Origin of the sequence: Saccharopolyspora gregorii (genome assembly GCF_024734405.1) — a bacterium.
Lineage (GTDB): Bacteria > Actinomycetota > Actinomycetes > Mycobacteriales > Pseudonocardiaceae > Saccharopolyspora_C > Saccharopolyspora_C gregorii.
Genome location: NZ_CP059556.1, coordinates 3,881,952 through 3,897,681 on the forward strand (window position 1 = coordinate 3,881,952; position 15,730 = coordinate 3,897,681).

General features: G+C 74.6%; 2 protein-coding genes (1 of these 2 running past the window's edge). Both read right to left on the reverse strand.

All coding sequences use genetic code 11. The features are described 5' to 3' along the window. Entirely contained in the window at positions 1–6,012 is a 6,012-nt protein-coding gene (locus H1226_RS16900; RefSeq protein ID WP_258341592.1) for an SDR family NAD(P)-dependent oxidoreductase, read from the reverse strand. Continuing rightward, positions 6,009–15,730, reverse strand: the 3' portion of a protein-coding gene (locus tag H1226_RS16905) for an SDR family NAD(P)-dependent oxidoreductase (RefSeq protein ID WP_258341593.1). The gene runs 14,806 nt beyond the window's last position; the window shows 9,722 of its 24,528 coding nt (coding positions 14,807–24,528); the start codon falls outside the window, past its right edge — the gene reads right to left on this strand; its stop codon occupies positions 6,009–6,011. The genes H1226_RS16900 and H1226_RS16905 overlap by 4 nt, the downstream gene beginning before the upstream one ends.

Here is a 15,730-nt window from a genome sequence, read left to right on the forward strand (position 1 = left end):
TCAGCGGCCTCCTTCCGGACCGTACAGCCGGTCGCAGAGCCGCAGCAGCTTCTCCAGCGAGGCCGGCGCGGTCATCACCTCGGAGTGCATCGAGGTGTCCACGTCGATGGTGAAGAAGTCGTCCAGCCGCTCCGGCCAGCCCAGCCAGTAGTCCGTTCCGTCCACTGTGGGCAGCGCGTCGTTGGGGAACAGCACCATGTAGTCGCGGAAGGCGCCGAAGAACTCCCGGCTGGCGTTGCGCAGGTAGTAGCAGCTCAGCCCGTCGGGCTTCGGCAGCGGGTGCAGCTCGTACCGCTCGGCCTGGGTGGCCTCCAGGTAGCGGGACAGCTGGCGCACCCGGGACCGCAGCTGCGACTCGGTCTTCTTCACTCCGCGCTCCAGCGCCTTCGCGATCAGCGAGTCCAGGAACGCCGGGCCGTCGAGCGTCGTGTCCACCTCGTCCCGGCGCAGGATCGGCATCCCGCCGCTGTGCGATTCGAAGCTGTTGTTGCCGAGGATCAGGTTCACCGCGCGGAAATCGCTGACCTTCGACACCACCTCGGGGCTGAAGTCACCGCCGACGATGATCTCGTTGGCCCGGTTGGTGGAGTCCGCGTCGAGGGTGTCGAGCATGACCAGCGTGCGCACCTCGGCGTCGCGCAGCTGCAGCTGCCGCACCACCTCGTAGGCGAACAGGCCGCCGAGGGAGAAACCGCCGATGTCGTACGGGCCTTCGGGCTGCACCGACATGATCAGGCCCGCGTAGAACTCGGCCATCGGGATCTGCCCGGTGAGGATCTCGGTGTCGTCGATCCACCCCTTCGGCTGGATCCCGTAGAAGGGGCGCCGGGCGCGGGCGGCGACCGGGGCGTACGACTCGACGCCACCGTTGCCGTGGTGCACCCAGAAGACCGGACGGCCTGCGGTGACGCCGTTCATCCGGACCAGTTCGGGGAAGTGCGCCGCCGGGACCGCTTCGGTGCGCGGGGCCGGGATCAGCGGCGGCGCGGGTTCGGCTTGCGCGGGTTCGACGACCGGGGGTTCGGCCGGCGCGGATTCGGCCTGCGCACCGGTGGCGGCGGCGATCGCGGCGGTGACGTCCTCCAGGGTGTCGCAGTCAGCGATCACGTCCAGGGTCAGGCCGGCGTCGATGTGCGTCTGCGCCTGGGTGAGGAACTGCATCATGAAGATCGAGTCGAAGCCGTAGTCCCGCAGCGGGGCGTCCGGCGGCAGTTCGGCGAAATCGATCTCCAGCAGCGAGGACATCAGGTCGGCGACGACGGGCGCCAGGTCGGCGGCCGTCGCTCCGGCACCGGTGTCCGGTTCGGGAGCCGTGCCGGGCCCGGAGCCCGCGTCGGGTGCCGGTTCGACGGCCCGCGCGGCGGAGGCGTCCTCGGCGGGAACGGCGGTGGAGGCGGGCGCGAACCGCTCCCGCAGCCGCCCGAGGTCCCCGTCCAGCGCGATGACCTGCGGTACCCGCGCCGCCCACGCGCGGTGCAGCGCGTCGATGCCGACCCGGGCGCGCATCGGGCGCATGCCGACCGATTCGAGCAACGTCACCGTGGAGGCGTCGCCGCCCATGCCGCCCTTGTCCCACAGCGGCCAGTTCACCACCAGCGTCCGCCCGGACCGCTCGCCGTCGGCCACCAGCCCTTCGCGGTGCGCGGCGTAGCCGTCCATGAACGCGTTCGCGGCGGCGTAGTCGGCCTGCCCGACGTTGCCGAACGCGGCCATCGAGGAGTAGCCGATGAAGCAGTCCAGTGCGGAGTGCGCGGTGGCCTCGTCGAGGTGGCGCAGCCCGGTGACCTTCGCGGCGAACACGTCGCGCACGTCGGCGGCGGACTTGCGGGCCAGGAAACCGTCCCGCAGCACCCCGGCCGCGTGCAGCACGCCGTGCAGCGCACCGTGCTGGGCTTCGACCTCGCGGACCGCCTGGCGCACCGCGTCCCGGTCGGTGACGTCGAGGGTGCGGTAGTCGGCCTTCGCCCCGGCCGCGCGCAGCCGCGCCAGCAGGTCCTCCTGGTCGGGCCCGGCGGGGCTGCGGCCGCAGAGCACCAGCGCCGGGGACTGCACCCGCGCGGCGATCTCCTCGGCGACCAGCGCGCCCAGCCCACCGGCGCCCCCGGTGATCAGGTAGACCCCGCCGTCGCGCCACGGCAGCTCCGGCGCTGGTTCGGGGATCTCCCGCCACCGCGAGGTGCGGCGGTCGCCGTCGCGATGGCGCACGGCCTCCTGCTCGGTGTCGGCGGCGTCCCGGCGCAGCCGGTCGGCGAGGTCGGCGGTGCCGGGCCGGTCGCCGAGCTCGATCCACTGGGTGCGCAGCTTCGGGTGCTCCAGGTGCGCGGTGCGCAGCATCCCGCTGAGCCCGCCGAGCCACGGCGCCTCGGCCGGGGTGACCACCTGGACCAGCCGCGGCGCGGGCTGGCGGGCCTGGTCGCGGATCAGCTCCAGCAGCCGCTGCGCGTAACCGGTGTAGCGGTCCTCGATGCTCCCGGTGCCCTGCCAGTGCTCGCAGCCGCCGCCGAGCAGCCCGCCGAGCGCGGTGGCGTCGACGTCGGGCAGTTCGCACAGCACCACGTGGTGGTTGAGCTGATCGGGCGCGTCCGCGGGCGCGGGCGCGCTCCGCCAGGCGGGTTCGAGCAGCAGCGCGGCGTCGGCGGCGGGCTCGAGCGGCAGCGCGGCGTCGGCGGCAGGCTCGGGCGTCCGCGGCGGCGCCCCGCCCTGCTGCGGCCGGGTGCTGAAGCCGAGCACGCGCACCCGCACCGCGCCGTCCTCGTCGCACAGGTCGACGTCCAGCCGCCGCACCCCGGAGTCGCGGCGGTCATCGGCGGCGCGGCGCACCACCGCCCACCCGGAGCTCGGAGTGTGGCCGAGCAGCTGCACCTCGCGCACCGCGAACGGCAGCGCCGCCGCGCCGGGCTCCCCGCTCTGCTCCCCGAGCACCAGGCCGAGCGTCGTCTGCAGCGCCCCGTCCAGCATGCTCGGGTTCAGCGGGAACGAGCCGGTGGCCGCCGCCGGCAGCCGCAGCCGGGCCACGGCGAGGTCCTCGCCGCGGTGCAGCTCCTCGATGGGCTGGAACGCGGGGCCGTAGCCCATGCCCATCCGGTCGAACAGCGCGTAGATCTCCGCTCCGGCGTGCCGGGCGGGGCAGATCGCGCGCAGCGCTTCGACGTCGTGCACCTCGGCGTCGCCGGTCAGCGCGGGGTCGACGAGCGCGGTGCCCTGGGCGTGCACGGCGCCGGATTCGTCGGCGCGCACCTCGAACCGGTCGGTCGCCGGGTCCAGTTCGACCCGCACCGAACGCGGGTCGGTGACGGCGAGCGGCCGCAGCCAGGTCACGTCCCGCAGCCGCACCCCGCGGTCGGCGCCGAGCGCGTCGCGGGCGAACTCCAGGTAGGCGGCACCGGGGAGGGTGGGGGTGCCCCCGACGCGGTGGTCGCGCAGGTAGAAGTCCTCGGCGTGCAGCTCGCGGCGGTGCGGCCCGCCGGAGCGCCGCGGTGCCGCGGCGGGTTCCGGCGCGGCCTCCGGCAGCGCGGACGGTTCGTCGGGAACAGGCACCCCGTCGGCGATCCAGTAGCGCTGCAAGCGGAACGGGTAGGTCGGCAGCGGCAGCCGTCGCATCGACCGGCCGGTGTGCAGCCGCCGCCAGTCGAAGTCGAAACCGGTGACCCACAGCTTCAGCAGCCGTCCCAGCTTGCCCTTCGCCACCCAGCTGTCGATGGCGACGGCGATGTCGTCGTCGCCGACCAGCTCGCTCCACGGGCCGCGGCGTTCGGCGCGCGCCCGGTGCAGGCCGTGCGCCTTCTCCCCGGCGAGGTGGGTGGCGAGCCGCTTGCGCACCTCCGCCACCGAGTGCGCCAGGAACGCGATCCGCTCCGGCATCGCCACCCGGCCCACCTGCAGGGTGTAGGCGAGGTTCGGCAGGTCCTGCTCGGCGACGCGGCCGGCATCGAGGTGCTCGGCGAGGCGACGCACCCGCGCTTCCAGCGTCTCCGGGGTCGCGGCGGAGAGCACGATCGCCACCGGGCCCGCCGCGGGTGCGGGCTGCTCGGCGCGCGGCACGTGCTCCTCCAGCACGACGTGCGCGTTGACGCCGCCGAAGCCGAACGAGCTCACCCCGGCGCGGCGCGGCAGCTCCCGGCCGTCGCCGCCGCGCGGGGCCGCCCACTCCTGGTTCTCCCGCACCAGGTGGAACGGGCTGCCGTCCAGGTCGATGTACGGGTTGACCTCCTCCGCGTGCAGGCTGCGCACCAAGGTGCGGTGGCGCAGCTGCAGCAGCACCTTCAGGACGCCGGCGATCCCGGCCGCGAGCTCCAGGTGCCCGATGTTGGTCTTCACCGAGCCGAGGCCGCAGTGCGCCGCGGTGACCGGTTCCCCGGCGTAGAGCTCGGTGAACGCCTCCTTGAGCCCGTTGATCTCGATGGGGTCGCCGAGCTCGGTGCCGGTGCCGTGCGCCTCGATGTAGCCGACGGTGCGCGGATCGATGCCGGCCTTCGCGTAGGCGCGGCGGATCACCGCGGCCTGCGCCTTCGGGTTCGGCGAGGTCAGCGAATTGGCCCGGCCGCCGTGGTTCTCGGCGGTGGCGCGCACCAGGCCGTGCACGTGGTCGCCGTCGCGCTCGGCGGCGGACAGGCGCTTGAGCACCAGCATCCCGACGCCCTCACCTCGGCCGTAGCCGTCGGCGCCGGCGGAGAACGTCTTGCAGCGCCCGTCCTCGCTGAGCATCCCGGAGCGGCTGAAGCTCACGTGCCCGTCCGGCACCACGATGGTGTTGATGCCGCCGACGACGGCCATCGCGCACTCGCCGCGCTGGATGGCCGCGACACCGCGGTGGAGGGCGACGAGCGAGCTGGAGCAGGCGGTCTCCACCGGTTCGCTCGGCCCGTGCACGTCGAGGAAGTAGCTCATCCGGTTCGGCCCCACCGAGGGCACGCTGCCGGTGGGGGTGACGCCGCGCCCGCGGGCGGCGCTGCGGTCCGACAGCAGCCCGTAGCCGGTGTCGTTGGTGCCGACGAACAGGCCGAGATCGGATCCGGCGAGGTCGTCGGCGGCGTACCCGGCGTCCTCGATGGCCTGCCACACGTACAGCATCAGCAGCCGCTGCTGCGGGTCCATGTGCACCGCGTCCTTGGGGGCGATGCCGAAGAACAGCGGATCGAAGTCGGCGACGCCGTCCATGAAGCCGCCGTGCTTGACGTTGGTGCGGCCCGGTTCCTGGCGCGGATCTCCCCAGTGGGCGCGCCAGTCCCAGCGGTCGGCGGGGACCTCGCCGATGCAGTCGCGGCCGTCGCGCAGGTTCTCCCAGTACTCGTCGAGGTCGTCGGCCTGCGGGAAGCGGCCGCTGATGCCGACGATGGCGATGGGGTCGTCGGCCGGCTCCGGGACGGCCCGGGCGGGTCGAGGGGCCGGGCCGGGGCCGGTCGCTGGAGCGGATCCGGTCGGTGCGGCGGGCACGGTCGGGACGGTCGCTGGAGCGGGCCGGGCCGGTGGGGCGGCGGCCGGTGGTGGTCGCCGATCGACCTGCGGCGCCGGTGAGGTCACCGCATCCAGGTCCTGTTGCGGTGCAACGGGTTCCGGTTCCGCCGCCGTGCCGAAGACCGCCGCCAGGCTCGGTCCGTGCTCGGCGGCGACGAAGGCGCTGAACGCGCGCAGCGTCGGGTGCTCGAACAGCACGGTCGGCACCAGGTCCAGTCCCAGCGACTCGTTCACCATGTTCACCAGCTGGCTGATGATCAGGGAGTCGAGCCCGTACTCGCTGAGCTCCACGTCCACGTCGAGGTCGGTGGGGTCCACCTTCAGCAGGCCGCAGACCTTCTCCACCACGACCTCGCACACCTGCTCCGCGAGGTCACCGGAGTCCGCGGCGGCGGTGCCGCGATCTTCTCCGGTGGCACCGGGATCCTCTGCGGTGGCCGGGATCGCGGGCGCGCCGTTCTTCCAGGCGCGGAGCAAGCGGAGCGCCTCGTCTTGACCGACTCGGCCCTCGCTGATCAGCAGGTGCAGTTCGTCGAGCGATTCGATCGGGGTGCTCATGCGAGGCTCCTCTTGAACTCGTCGGCGCTCAGCGAACGCCTGCCGATGGCTTCGATCAGGTCCAGCAGGTGCGCGTCCTCGTCCTGCGGCACCTCCGCGGTGCCGGTGTCCGGGGTGCCGGCGTCCGGGGTGCCGACGTCCGAGGTCGCGGCGTCCGAGGTCGCGGCGCCGACCCGGCGGACGCTGAACCCGCGCAGGCGCACGCAGACCTCGCCGTCGTCGTCGCACACGTCGAGGTCGATGCGGCGGACCTCGCCGCCGTGGTCGTCCTCGGCGAACCGGACCACCGCCCAGCCGGTCTCCGGCGTGGGGCGCAGCACCTCCAGCTCGCGCAGCGCGTAGGGCAGCGCGGCGCCCGCCGCATCGCCCTGGTCGAGGAACAGGCCGGCGGTGGCCTGCAGCGCGCAGTCGAGCAGGCTCGGGTTGAGCACGAACGCGGCGTCGCGGGCCGCGGCGGGCAGCACCAGCCGGGCCACCGCCCGGCGCGAACCGGTGTGCAGCGACTCGACGGCGCGCAGCGCGGGGCCGTAGTCCATGCCGAACCCGTGGTAGCGCTGGTAGCAGGCGTCGGCGTCGAGCACCGGCCCGTCGCAGTCCGCGCGCAGCGCCACCAGGTCCAGCCGCTGCGCCGGGTCCTGCGGGCGGCGGCGGAGCTGTCCGCGGGCGAACGTGGTGCGCTCCCCCGCTCCGTCGGCCGCGTACACCTCGTAGTCGGCGCCGTCGTCGGCGCGGGCGGTGAGCGCGACGTGCACCTCGGTCTCGTCCCGGACGGTCAGCGGGCGCAGCCAGGACGCCAGCCGGACCGTCCAGCCCAGCTCCTCGCCGGTGGAGCGGGCCGCGGCGGCGCGGGCCAGCTCCAGGTGCGCCACCGCCGGCAGCACCGGCACCGCGGCCGCGCCGCCTGCGGCGGCGTCGGTGCCGGGCCGCCAGCCGGACACCACCGCCATCACCTCGTCGCGGACCCGGTGGTCGTCGAGGAAGAACTCGCGGCCGGTGAAGCGCGAGGTGTAGCGGTGCTCGGCGAGGTCGGAGGTGTTCGCGTGCACCAGCGGGTGCAGCCGTCGCGGGGCGCCGGCGGCGGGCCGGGTGGTGTCCATCCAGTAGCGCCGCAGCCGGAACGGGTAGGTCGGCAGCGGCGTCCGGCGCGGCCGCGGACCGGTGTGCAGCCGTGCCCAGTCGATCTCGGCGCCTTCGACCCACAGCCGGACCAGCCGGTCCAAGTCCACTTCGGACATCGTCGTGGGATCGCCGGATTCCACCGGCGCCTCGGGCGGTTCCGCACCGCGCGCGACCTGTCCGGTGTGGACGTTCGGACGGGTTTCTCCGCGCAGCCAGGCGGCGATCCCGTCGCGGAGCTCGGCGACGGTGCTCGCCAGCACCGCCAGCCGATCCCGCATCGGGGTGCGCCCGGTCTGCGAGGTGAACGCGACCGAGGGCAGTTCCGCGTCGGTGCGCCCGTCCAGCGCGGCCAGCCAGTCGGCGGCGTAGCGGCGCAGCACCTCGGGGTGGCTCGCGGAGAGCACCACCGGCAGCGGGCCGGTCGGCGGCTGCTCGGCGGCCGGGCGCGGCACGTACTCCTCCAGCACCACGTGCGCGTTCACGCCGCCGAAGCCGAACGAGCTCACCCCGGCGCGGCGCGGCAGGTCCCGGCCGTCGGCGTCGCGCGGCGCGACCCAGTCCTGCCCCTCGCGCACCAGGTAGAACGGGCTGCCGTCCAGGTCCACGTACGGGTTGGCCTCGGCGCAGCGCACGCCCTGCACGAGCCTGCGGTGCCGCAGCTGGAGCAGCACCTTGATGACCCCGGCCGCGCCCGCGGCGAGCTCCAGGTGCCCGATGTTCGTCTTCACCGAGCCGACGCCGCAGTGCGGCTCGGCGACCTCGGCGCCCGCGTCGGCGTAGAGCGTGCGGAACGCGGCCTTCAGCCCGTTGACCTCCACCGGATCGCCGAGCTTGGTGCCGGTGCCGTGCGCCTCGATGTAACCGACGGTGCGCGGGTCGATCCCGGCCTCGGTGTAGGCGGCGCGCAGCAGCGCGGCCTGCGCCTTCGGGTTCGGCGCGGTGAGCGAGTTGCCGCGGCCGCCGTGGTTCTCCGCGGTGGCCCTGATCAGCCCGTGGATGTGGTCGCCGTCGCGCTCGGCGTCGGAGAGCCGCTTAAGCACCAGGAACCCGACGCCCTCACCGCGGGCGTAGCCGTCGGCGTCCGCGCCGAACGTCTTGCACTTGCCGTCGGGGCTGAGCATCCCGGCCTTGGAGATGCTGATGTGCCCGTCGACGCTGACCATCGTGTTCACGCCGCCCGCGATGGCCAGCGCGGACTTCCCGTCCCGCAGCGCCTGCACCGCGCGGTGCATCGCGACCAGCGCGCTGGAGCAGGCGGTGTCCACCGGCTCGCTCGGCCCGTTCAGGTCCAGGAAGTAGCTCATCCGGTTCGGGCCCATCGAGGGGGCGGCACCGGTGATGTCGTAGCCCTCGATCATCGGCTGGTAGCGGGTGACCAGCGTGCTGTAGCCGGTGCTGGTGGTGCCTGCGATCAGCGCGGTGTCGGTGCCCGCCACGTCCGCGGCCGAATATCCGGCGTCCTCCAGCGCCTTCCACACGTGCAGCAGCAGCAGCCGCTGCTGCGGGTCCATCAGCTCCGCTTCCTTCGGCGAGATGTCGAAGAAGAACGGGTCGAAGTCGCCGACCCCGTCCATGAAGCCGCCTGCGAGGACGTTCGTGCTGTTCGGGTCCTTGATCGGGTCGCCGTAGTGCTCGCGCCAGTCCCAGCGGTCGGCGGGGACCTCGCCGGTGCAGTCGCGGCCGTCGCGCAGGTTCTCCCAGTACCGGTCGAGGTCGTCGGCCATCGGGAACCGGCCGCTCATGCCGATGACGGCGATCGGCTCGGGCACCGGGCGCGCGGTGGCGGCGGATTCGGCGAGCGGTGCCGGTTCCGGTTCCGGCGCTGGAGCCGGTTCCCGTGCTGGTTCCGGTTCCGGTCTTGGTGCGGGTGCCGGTTCCGGTGCGGGCGCGACCTGCTCGGCGTGCTCGGCGAGCAGATGGTCGGCCACCTCGCCGAGCGTCGGGTGCTCGAAGAACAGCGTCGGCGCCAGCGACAGGCCGTACGCGGCGTTGAGCTCGTCGGCGAAGCCGGTCAGCGTCAACGAGTCGAAGCCGAACCGGGTGAGCTCGGCGTCGGCGGTGATCCGCTTCGCCGGCACGTCCAGCAGCACCGCGACCCGCTCGATCAGCTCCCAGACCAGTGCCTTGCGCACGGTCCCCCCGGTGTCGGCGGGGGCGTCGGGCTCGCGCCGGGCCGGTGGGTTCAGCGACCCGAACTCGTGGTCTTCGAGGAGGTGATCCACGACCGCTCCCAGGGTTGGACGTTCGATGAAGGACTTGGGGGCGACGGTGCCGCCGTGCGCCGCTTCGACCCGCCCGGCGAGCGCGGTCAGCGACACCCGGTCGAAGCCGTAGTCGGCGAGTTCGACGTCCGGGTCGATCTCGTCGGCGCGCACGCCCAGCACCGCCGCGGCGTGCCCGACGAGCTCGGCGAGCAGGCTCGCGCGGTCCGGATCCCTCTCCGCCGCAACGGTTTCCGGTCCGGAGAGCAGCGTGGCCTCGATCCGCGCCCGATCCCCGCAGATCGCCAGCACGTGCGGTTCACCGCTGCCCCACGCCCGGTGCAGCGCGGTCACGCCTTGCTCGGGACGCATCGGGACCATGCCGACCTCGGCGCGCATCCGGGCGGCGGTGGCGTCGTCCACGCCCATCCCGCCGGTCGCCCACAGCGGCCAGCCGACCACGAGGGTCCGGCCGCGCCGCGCCCCCCGGGCCCGCAGCTCCTCGCGATGCCCGGCGTAGGCGTCCAGGAACGCGTTGGCGGCCGCGTAGTCGCCCTGCCCGGCGTTGCCGAACGCGGACAGCGAGGAGAACCCGCAGAACACCTCCAGATCCACCTCGGCGGTGGCGGCGTCCAGGTTGGCGAAACCGGTGGCCTTGGCGGCGAGCACCTCGCGTACCTCGGCGGGGTCCTTCCGCGCGAGGTAGCCGTCCCGCAGCACCCCGGCCAGGTGCAGCACGCCGTGCAGCGCGCCGTGCTCGGCCAGCACCCCCCGCACGCAGCGCTCGACCTGCGCGCGGTCGGCGACGTCGAGCGGGCGGTAGCTCGGGTGCGCGCCGGCGTCGGCGAGTTCGCGCAGCAGCTCCGCAGGCCCCTGCGCGGACCGCCCGGCCAGCACCAGCCGCGCGCCAGGTGCGCGGGCCGCGATCGCGCGGGCGAAGGTGGCGCCGAGCCCGCCGGCACCACCGGTGATCAGGTAGGTGCCACCGGCCCGCCACGGCGCGACCTCCGGTGCGTCGTCCAGCGCGCTCCAGCGCGGCACCTCGCGGTGCTCGCCGTCGCGGCGCACCACCACCGCGTCGGTCGCGGCTTCGGCGCGCAGCAGCGCGGCCAGGTCCGCGACGCCGAGCGGGGTGGCGACCTCGACGAGCTGGGTGCGCAGCTTCGGGTGCTCCAGGCGGGCGGTGCGCAGCAGTCCGGCGAGCGCGGCGGAGATCCGTCCGGCACCGGCGGCGGGCACCACGACCTGCAGCAGCACCGGGCCGTCGCGCAGCGCGGAGATCGCCGCGCGCAGCCGGGCCAGCACCGACTCGGCCTGCGCGGTGAAGCGTTCCGCGAGGTCGTCGGCGTGCGGGAGCGCCGCGCAGCGAACGCCGAGCTGGTCCTGCAGCGCCCGCGGGTCGACGCCCGCCCCGGCCAGCAGCACTTCGCGGCGGGCCGGTGCCCCGGTGGTGGCGGTCGCCGGTTCGGGGCGCCAGCCGACGTGCACCAGGGTCGGTTCGGGGGTCGCGGCGGGGTTCCCGCGCTCCGCCGGGTCGGCGGAATCCCCGATTCCGGAGGCACCGGCGATTCCGGTGGCCTCGGCCATCCCCGTGGCGTCGTCCATCCCCGTGGCGTCGGCCATCCCCGTGGCGTCGGTGGTTCCGGAATTCTCGGCGGCTCCGGCGGTTCCAGCGTCCTCGGCCGGCAGCACCCGGGCGGTGAACCCGAGCAGCCGCACGCACACCGCGCCGTCCTCGTCGCACAGCTCGACGTCCATCCGCCGCACCGCGCCACCGCCGTCCGCCGCGGCCGGGCGCACCACGGCGTACCCGGCGCTCGGGCTCGGCGCGTGGACGCGCACGTCCTCCAGCACGAACGGCAGCGCGGCGGCGACCTCGCCGGACCCGGTCAGCGACAGCCCGAGGGTGGCCTGCACGGCCGCGTCCAGCATCGCCGGGTGCAGCGCCCAGCCCGCCCCGTCTCGGGCCGCGTGCGGCAGCCGCAGCCGGGCGACCACGAGCCCGTCGCCGACGTGCAGCTCCTGCACGCCGCGGAAGGCGGGGCCGTAACCGATGCCCATCCGGTCGAAGTGCGCGTAGAACTCGGTGTGCTCGACGCGCCGCGCGCACGCCGCGCGCAGCGCCGCCACGTCCAGGTGCCCGCCCGGCTCCGCCGGACCGGCCTCCACGAGCCCCTGGCCGTGCTTCCCGGCGGCGGTGCTGATCTCGAAGGTGTGGCCGCCGCCCTGCTCGCGCAGCGCGGTGCGCAACCGCACCGGTTCGGCGACCTGCAACGGCCGGGACCACACGACGTTGCGCAGTCTCGGGTGCTCGACGCCCGCGGCACGGGCCGCCTGCACCGCCGACTCCAGGTAGGCCACGCCGGGCAGCACCGGCACCGAGCGCACCCGGTGGTCGGCGAGGAAGAACTCGCGTCCGGTCAGCTCGACCGCGTCCCCGGCCAGCGGGGAGCGCGCGACCCGGCTCGTGCCGGGCCAGTACCGCTCCCCGGCGAACGGGTAGGGCGGCAGCGGCGTGATCCGGAACCCGCCGTCGGCGAACAGCGGCGCGAAGCGGAAGTCCAGCCCCTGTGCGAAGAACTCGGCGAGTTCGATCAGCGCGGGCCGGGAACCGTCGCGGAGCAGCCCGTCGACGCGCGCCGGCCCGGCCGGGTCCCGGCGGCGGTGGCCGTCGGCCGTGGTGCCGGTGACGACCTGTTCGGCGGTACCCGCGCGCAGCCACTCCCGCAGCGCGGAGATCAGCTGCGCGCGGTCGGCGACCACCGCGGCCCACCGGTGCGCGCAGTGCCTGCGCCCGGTGGCCAGCGAGTACGACACGTCCCCGAGATCCAGCTCCGGGTGCTGCTCGGCGTGCGCGAGCAGCCGTTCGACCTGGCTGCGGCGCACCTCCTCGTCCTGCCCGGACAGCACGACCAGCCACGCGGGCCGTTCGGCGTGCCCGGCCGGCCGGGGCGGGGCCTGCTCCAGCACGGCGTGCACGTTGGTGCCCGCGGCGCCGAACGAGCTCACCGCCGCCCGGCGCGGCCCGGTCGCGGGTTTCAGCCAGGGACGCAGCTCGGTGTTCACGTAGAACGGGCCGCCGTCCAGCCGGATCTCCGGGTTGACCTCGTCGAAGTGCAGCGTCGGCGGCAGCTTCTCGTGCTCCAGCGCGAGCAGCGCCTTGAGCACCCCGGCGACCCCGGCGGCGAACTGGGTGTGGCCCACGTTCGTCTTGATCGACCCCAGCGCGGTCCCGGCCGCGGGCGCGTCGCCGAAAACGGCGCGCAGCGCGGCGAACTCGATCGGGTCGCCGAGCGGGGTGCCGGTGCCGTGCGCCTCGACGAGCTGCACGCTCGCCGGGTCGATGCCGGTGCGCTCGTACACGCGGCGCAGCAACCGTTCCTGCGATCCGGCGCTGGGCGCGGTCAGCCCGTTGGTGGTGCCGTCCTGGTTCACCCCGGAGCCGCGGATCACGCCGCGCACGTGGTCGCCGTCGCGCAGCGCGTCGGACAGCCGCTTGAGCACCACCACCCCGGCGCCCTCACCGGGTACGAAACCGTCGGCGCGGGAGTCGAAGGTGTGGCAGCGCCCGCGGGTGGAGAGCATGTTCGCCCGCACCGCGGACCGGTAGAAGATCGGCGTGGACTGGACGAACACGCCCCCGGCCAGCGCCATCGAGGTGTTCCGCTGCCGCAGGTCCTGGCAGGCCTGGTGGATGGCCACCAGCGAGCTGGAGCAGGCCGTGTCCACCGAGATCGCCGGTCCCTGCAGGTCCAGGAAGTAGGAGATGCGGGAGGCGATGACCGAGGAGATGTTGCCCCACAGCGCCTGCGGCGGCGCGTCGTCGCCGAGCAGCTGCTGGTAGTCGCTGGGCGGCCCGCCGACGTAGACGCCGCAGCCGCTGCCGTCGAGGCGTTCCCCGGCGTGGCCGGCGTCTTCGAGGGCGTGCCAGCACTCCTCCAGGAACAGGCGCTGCTGCGGGTCGGTGCAGGCGGCCTCCTTGCCGGACATGCGGAAGAACCAGGCGTCGAAGCGGTCGGCGTCCTCGACGAAGCTGCCCTGCTGCCGCGCCCCGTCCGGGCCGAGCTCGGCGGTGAGGTCCCAGCGGGTGACGTCGCCGACGAGGTCGTCGCCCGCGGCGAGGTGCCGCCACAGCGCCTCGGCGTCCGGGGACTGGGCGAAGCGGGCGGCGAGGCCGATCACGGCGATCGGTTCGTCCTGCTGGGGATTCCCCGCGGAGTCCGATGTGGACTTCGCGGGGCGCGGACCATCAGCCGCCCCGTTCTCGACGACACCGCCCGCGTCGTGGCCGTTCGGGCTCGTTCCGCTCGGTGCGGCACCGTTCGTGCCGTGGCCGTTCGAGCACGTCCCGTTCCCCGCGAAGCCGCCGGTCCCGTGGCCGTTCGAGCTCGACCCGTTCCCCGCGGAACCGTTCGTGCGGCCGGCGACCTCGGACTCGGCGGCCGACACGTCGAACCCGTTGGCGGGCAGCGAGTTCAGCGCGTGCTCCTCGGATTCGGCGAGCGAGTCCCGCAGTGCGACGGCGTGCGCGTCCAGCAGGTGCGCCACCAGCCGTTCCAGCGAACTGTGCTCGAACAGCGCCGTGCTCGGCAGGTCCACGCCGAGCGCCGCGTTGACCGCCCGCACCAGCTTCACGCTGAGGATCGAGTCCACGCCGAAGTCGGAGAAGGACGCCTGCGGGTCGATCTCGTCGGGTTCCATCATGAGCACCCGGGACAGCTCGCCGAGCACCCGCTCGCCGACCAGGTAGCGCAGCGACGCCTCGTCCAGCGCGGGCCGGGCGGTCGCCGGAGTCGGCGCCGCGGCGGCGGTTCCGCGGCTCGCCCGCTTCGGCGGCTCGCCCGACGCCCAGTAGCTCTTGCGCTGGAACGGGTAGGCGGGCAGCGGCGTGCGCCGCACGTCCAGCCCGGCGAACAGCGGCGCGAAGTCCACCGCCGCACCGGACAGGTAGCGCTCCCGCACCGCCTCGTGCCCGGGATCGCCCGCGACGGGCGCGCCGTTCAGCCACGCGGCCAGCTGCCGCAGCAACGATTCCCGGTCGGCGGCGACGAACGCGACCCGGTGCGCGAAGTGGTCGCGGCCCTGCGCGAGGGTGCGGGCCACGTCGCCGAGCACCGCCTCCGGCGCGAGCTCCAGGTGCGCCCGCAGGTCCGCGACGCGCTGCCGCAGCGGGGCCTGCTGCGGGGCGGAGAGCACGAACAGGTGGGTGCCGCCCGCATCACCGCGCGTCGGGGCCGGGACGTCCTCGACGACCAGGTGCCCGTTGGTGCCGCTGAACCCGAACCCGCTGAGCCCGGCGGTGCGGCGCCCGCGGGAGTTCGGGAGCCACGGCCGCAGCTCGGTGTTCACCCGGAACGGTCCGCCGTCCAGCCGGATCGCCGGGTTCAGCTCGTGGAAGTGCAGCGAAGCCGGGATCTGCCGGTGCCGCAGCGACAGCACCAGCTTGAGCAGCCCGGCGACGCCGGCGGCCGAGGTGGTGTGCCCGAGGTTCGTCTTGATCGAGCCGAGCGCGATCGGGCCGGGCGCCCCGGCGAACGCGGCGGACAGCGCCTGGCACTCCAGCGGATCGCCGAGCTGGGTGCCGGTGCCGTGCGCCTCGATGACGCCGATCTCCGCCGGGTCGATGCCGAAGTCCTCGTGCACCTGCCGGATCAGCCGCTCCTGGGACAGCGCGCTGGGCGCGGTGATGCCGTTGGTGGCGCCGTCCTGGTTGACCGCCGAGCCGCGGATCACGGCGTGCACGTGGTCGCCGTCGGCGAGCGCGTCGGACAACCGGCGCAGCACCACCACGCCGACGCCCTCACCGGGCACGAACCCGTCGGCGGCCGCGTCGAAGGTGTGGCAGCGCCCGGTCGGCGACAGCATGCCGCCGCGCCCGGCGGCGAGCTGGGTGCCGGGGGTGGTGGTGACGCTGACCCCGCCGGCGAGGGCCAGCTCCGTCTCCCCCGCCCACAGCCCCTGGCAGGCCAGGTGCACCGCGACCAGCGAGCTGGAGCAGGCGGTGTCCACCGCGATCGCCGGGCCGTGCAGGTTCAGGTGGTAGGCGACGCGGCCCGGCACCACCGACGGCGCGTTGCCCCACGCCGCCTGCGCGGGCGGGGCCTCGTCGAACCGGTCGGCGTAGTCGCCGCCGGTGCAGCCGACGTACACGCCGCAGCGGCGGCCGCTGAGCTCGGCGCTCGCGTGCCCGGCGTTCTCCAGCGCCGCCCACGCCTGCTCCAGCAGCAGCCGCTGCTGCGGGTCGGTGTAGGTGGCTTCGATGCCGGTGAGGTTGAAGAAGCTCGCGTCGAACTCGTCGATGCCGTCCAGGAAGCTGCCCGCCCGGCAGTCCAGGTCGTCCACATCGGACAGGTCCCAGCGCTCGATCGGCCCGACCAGGTCGTCCCCGGCGGCGAGGT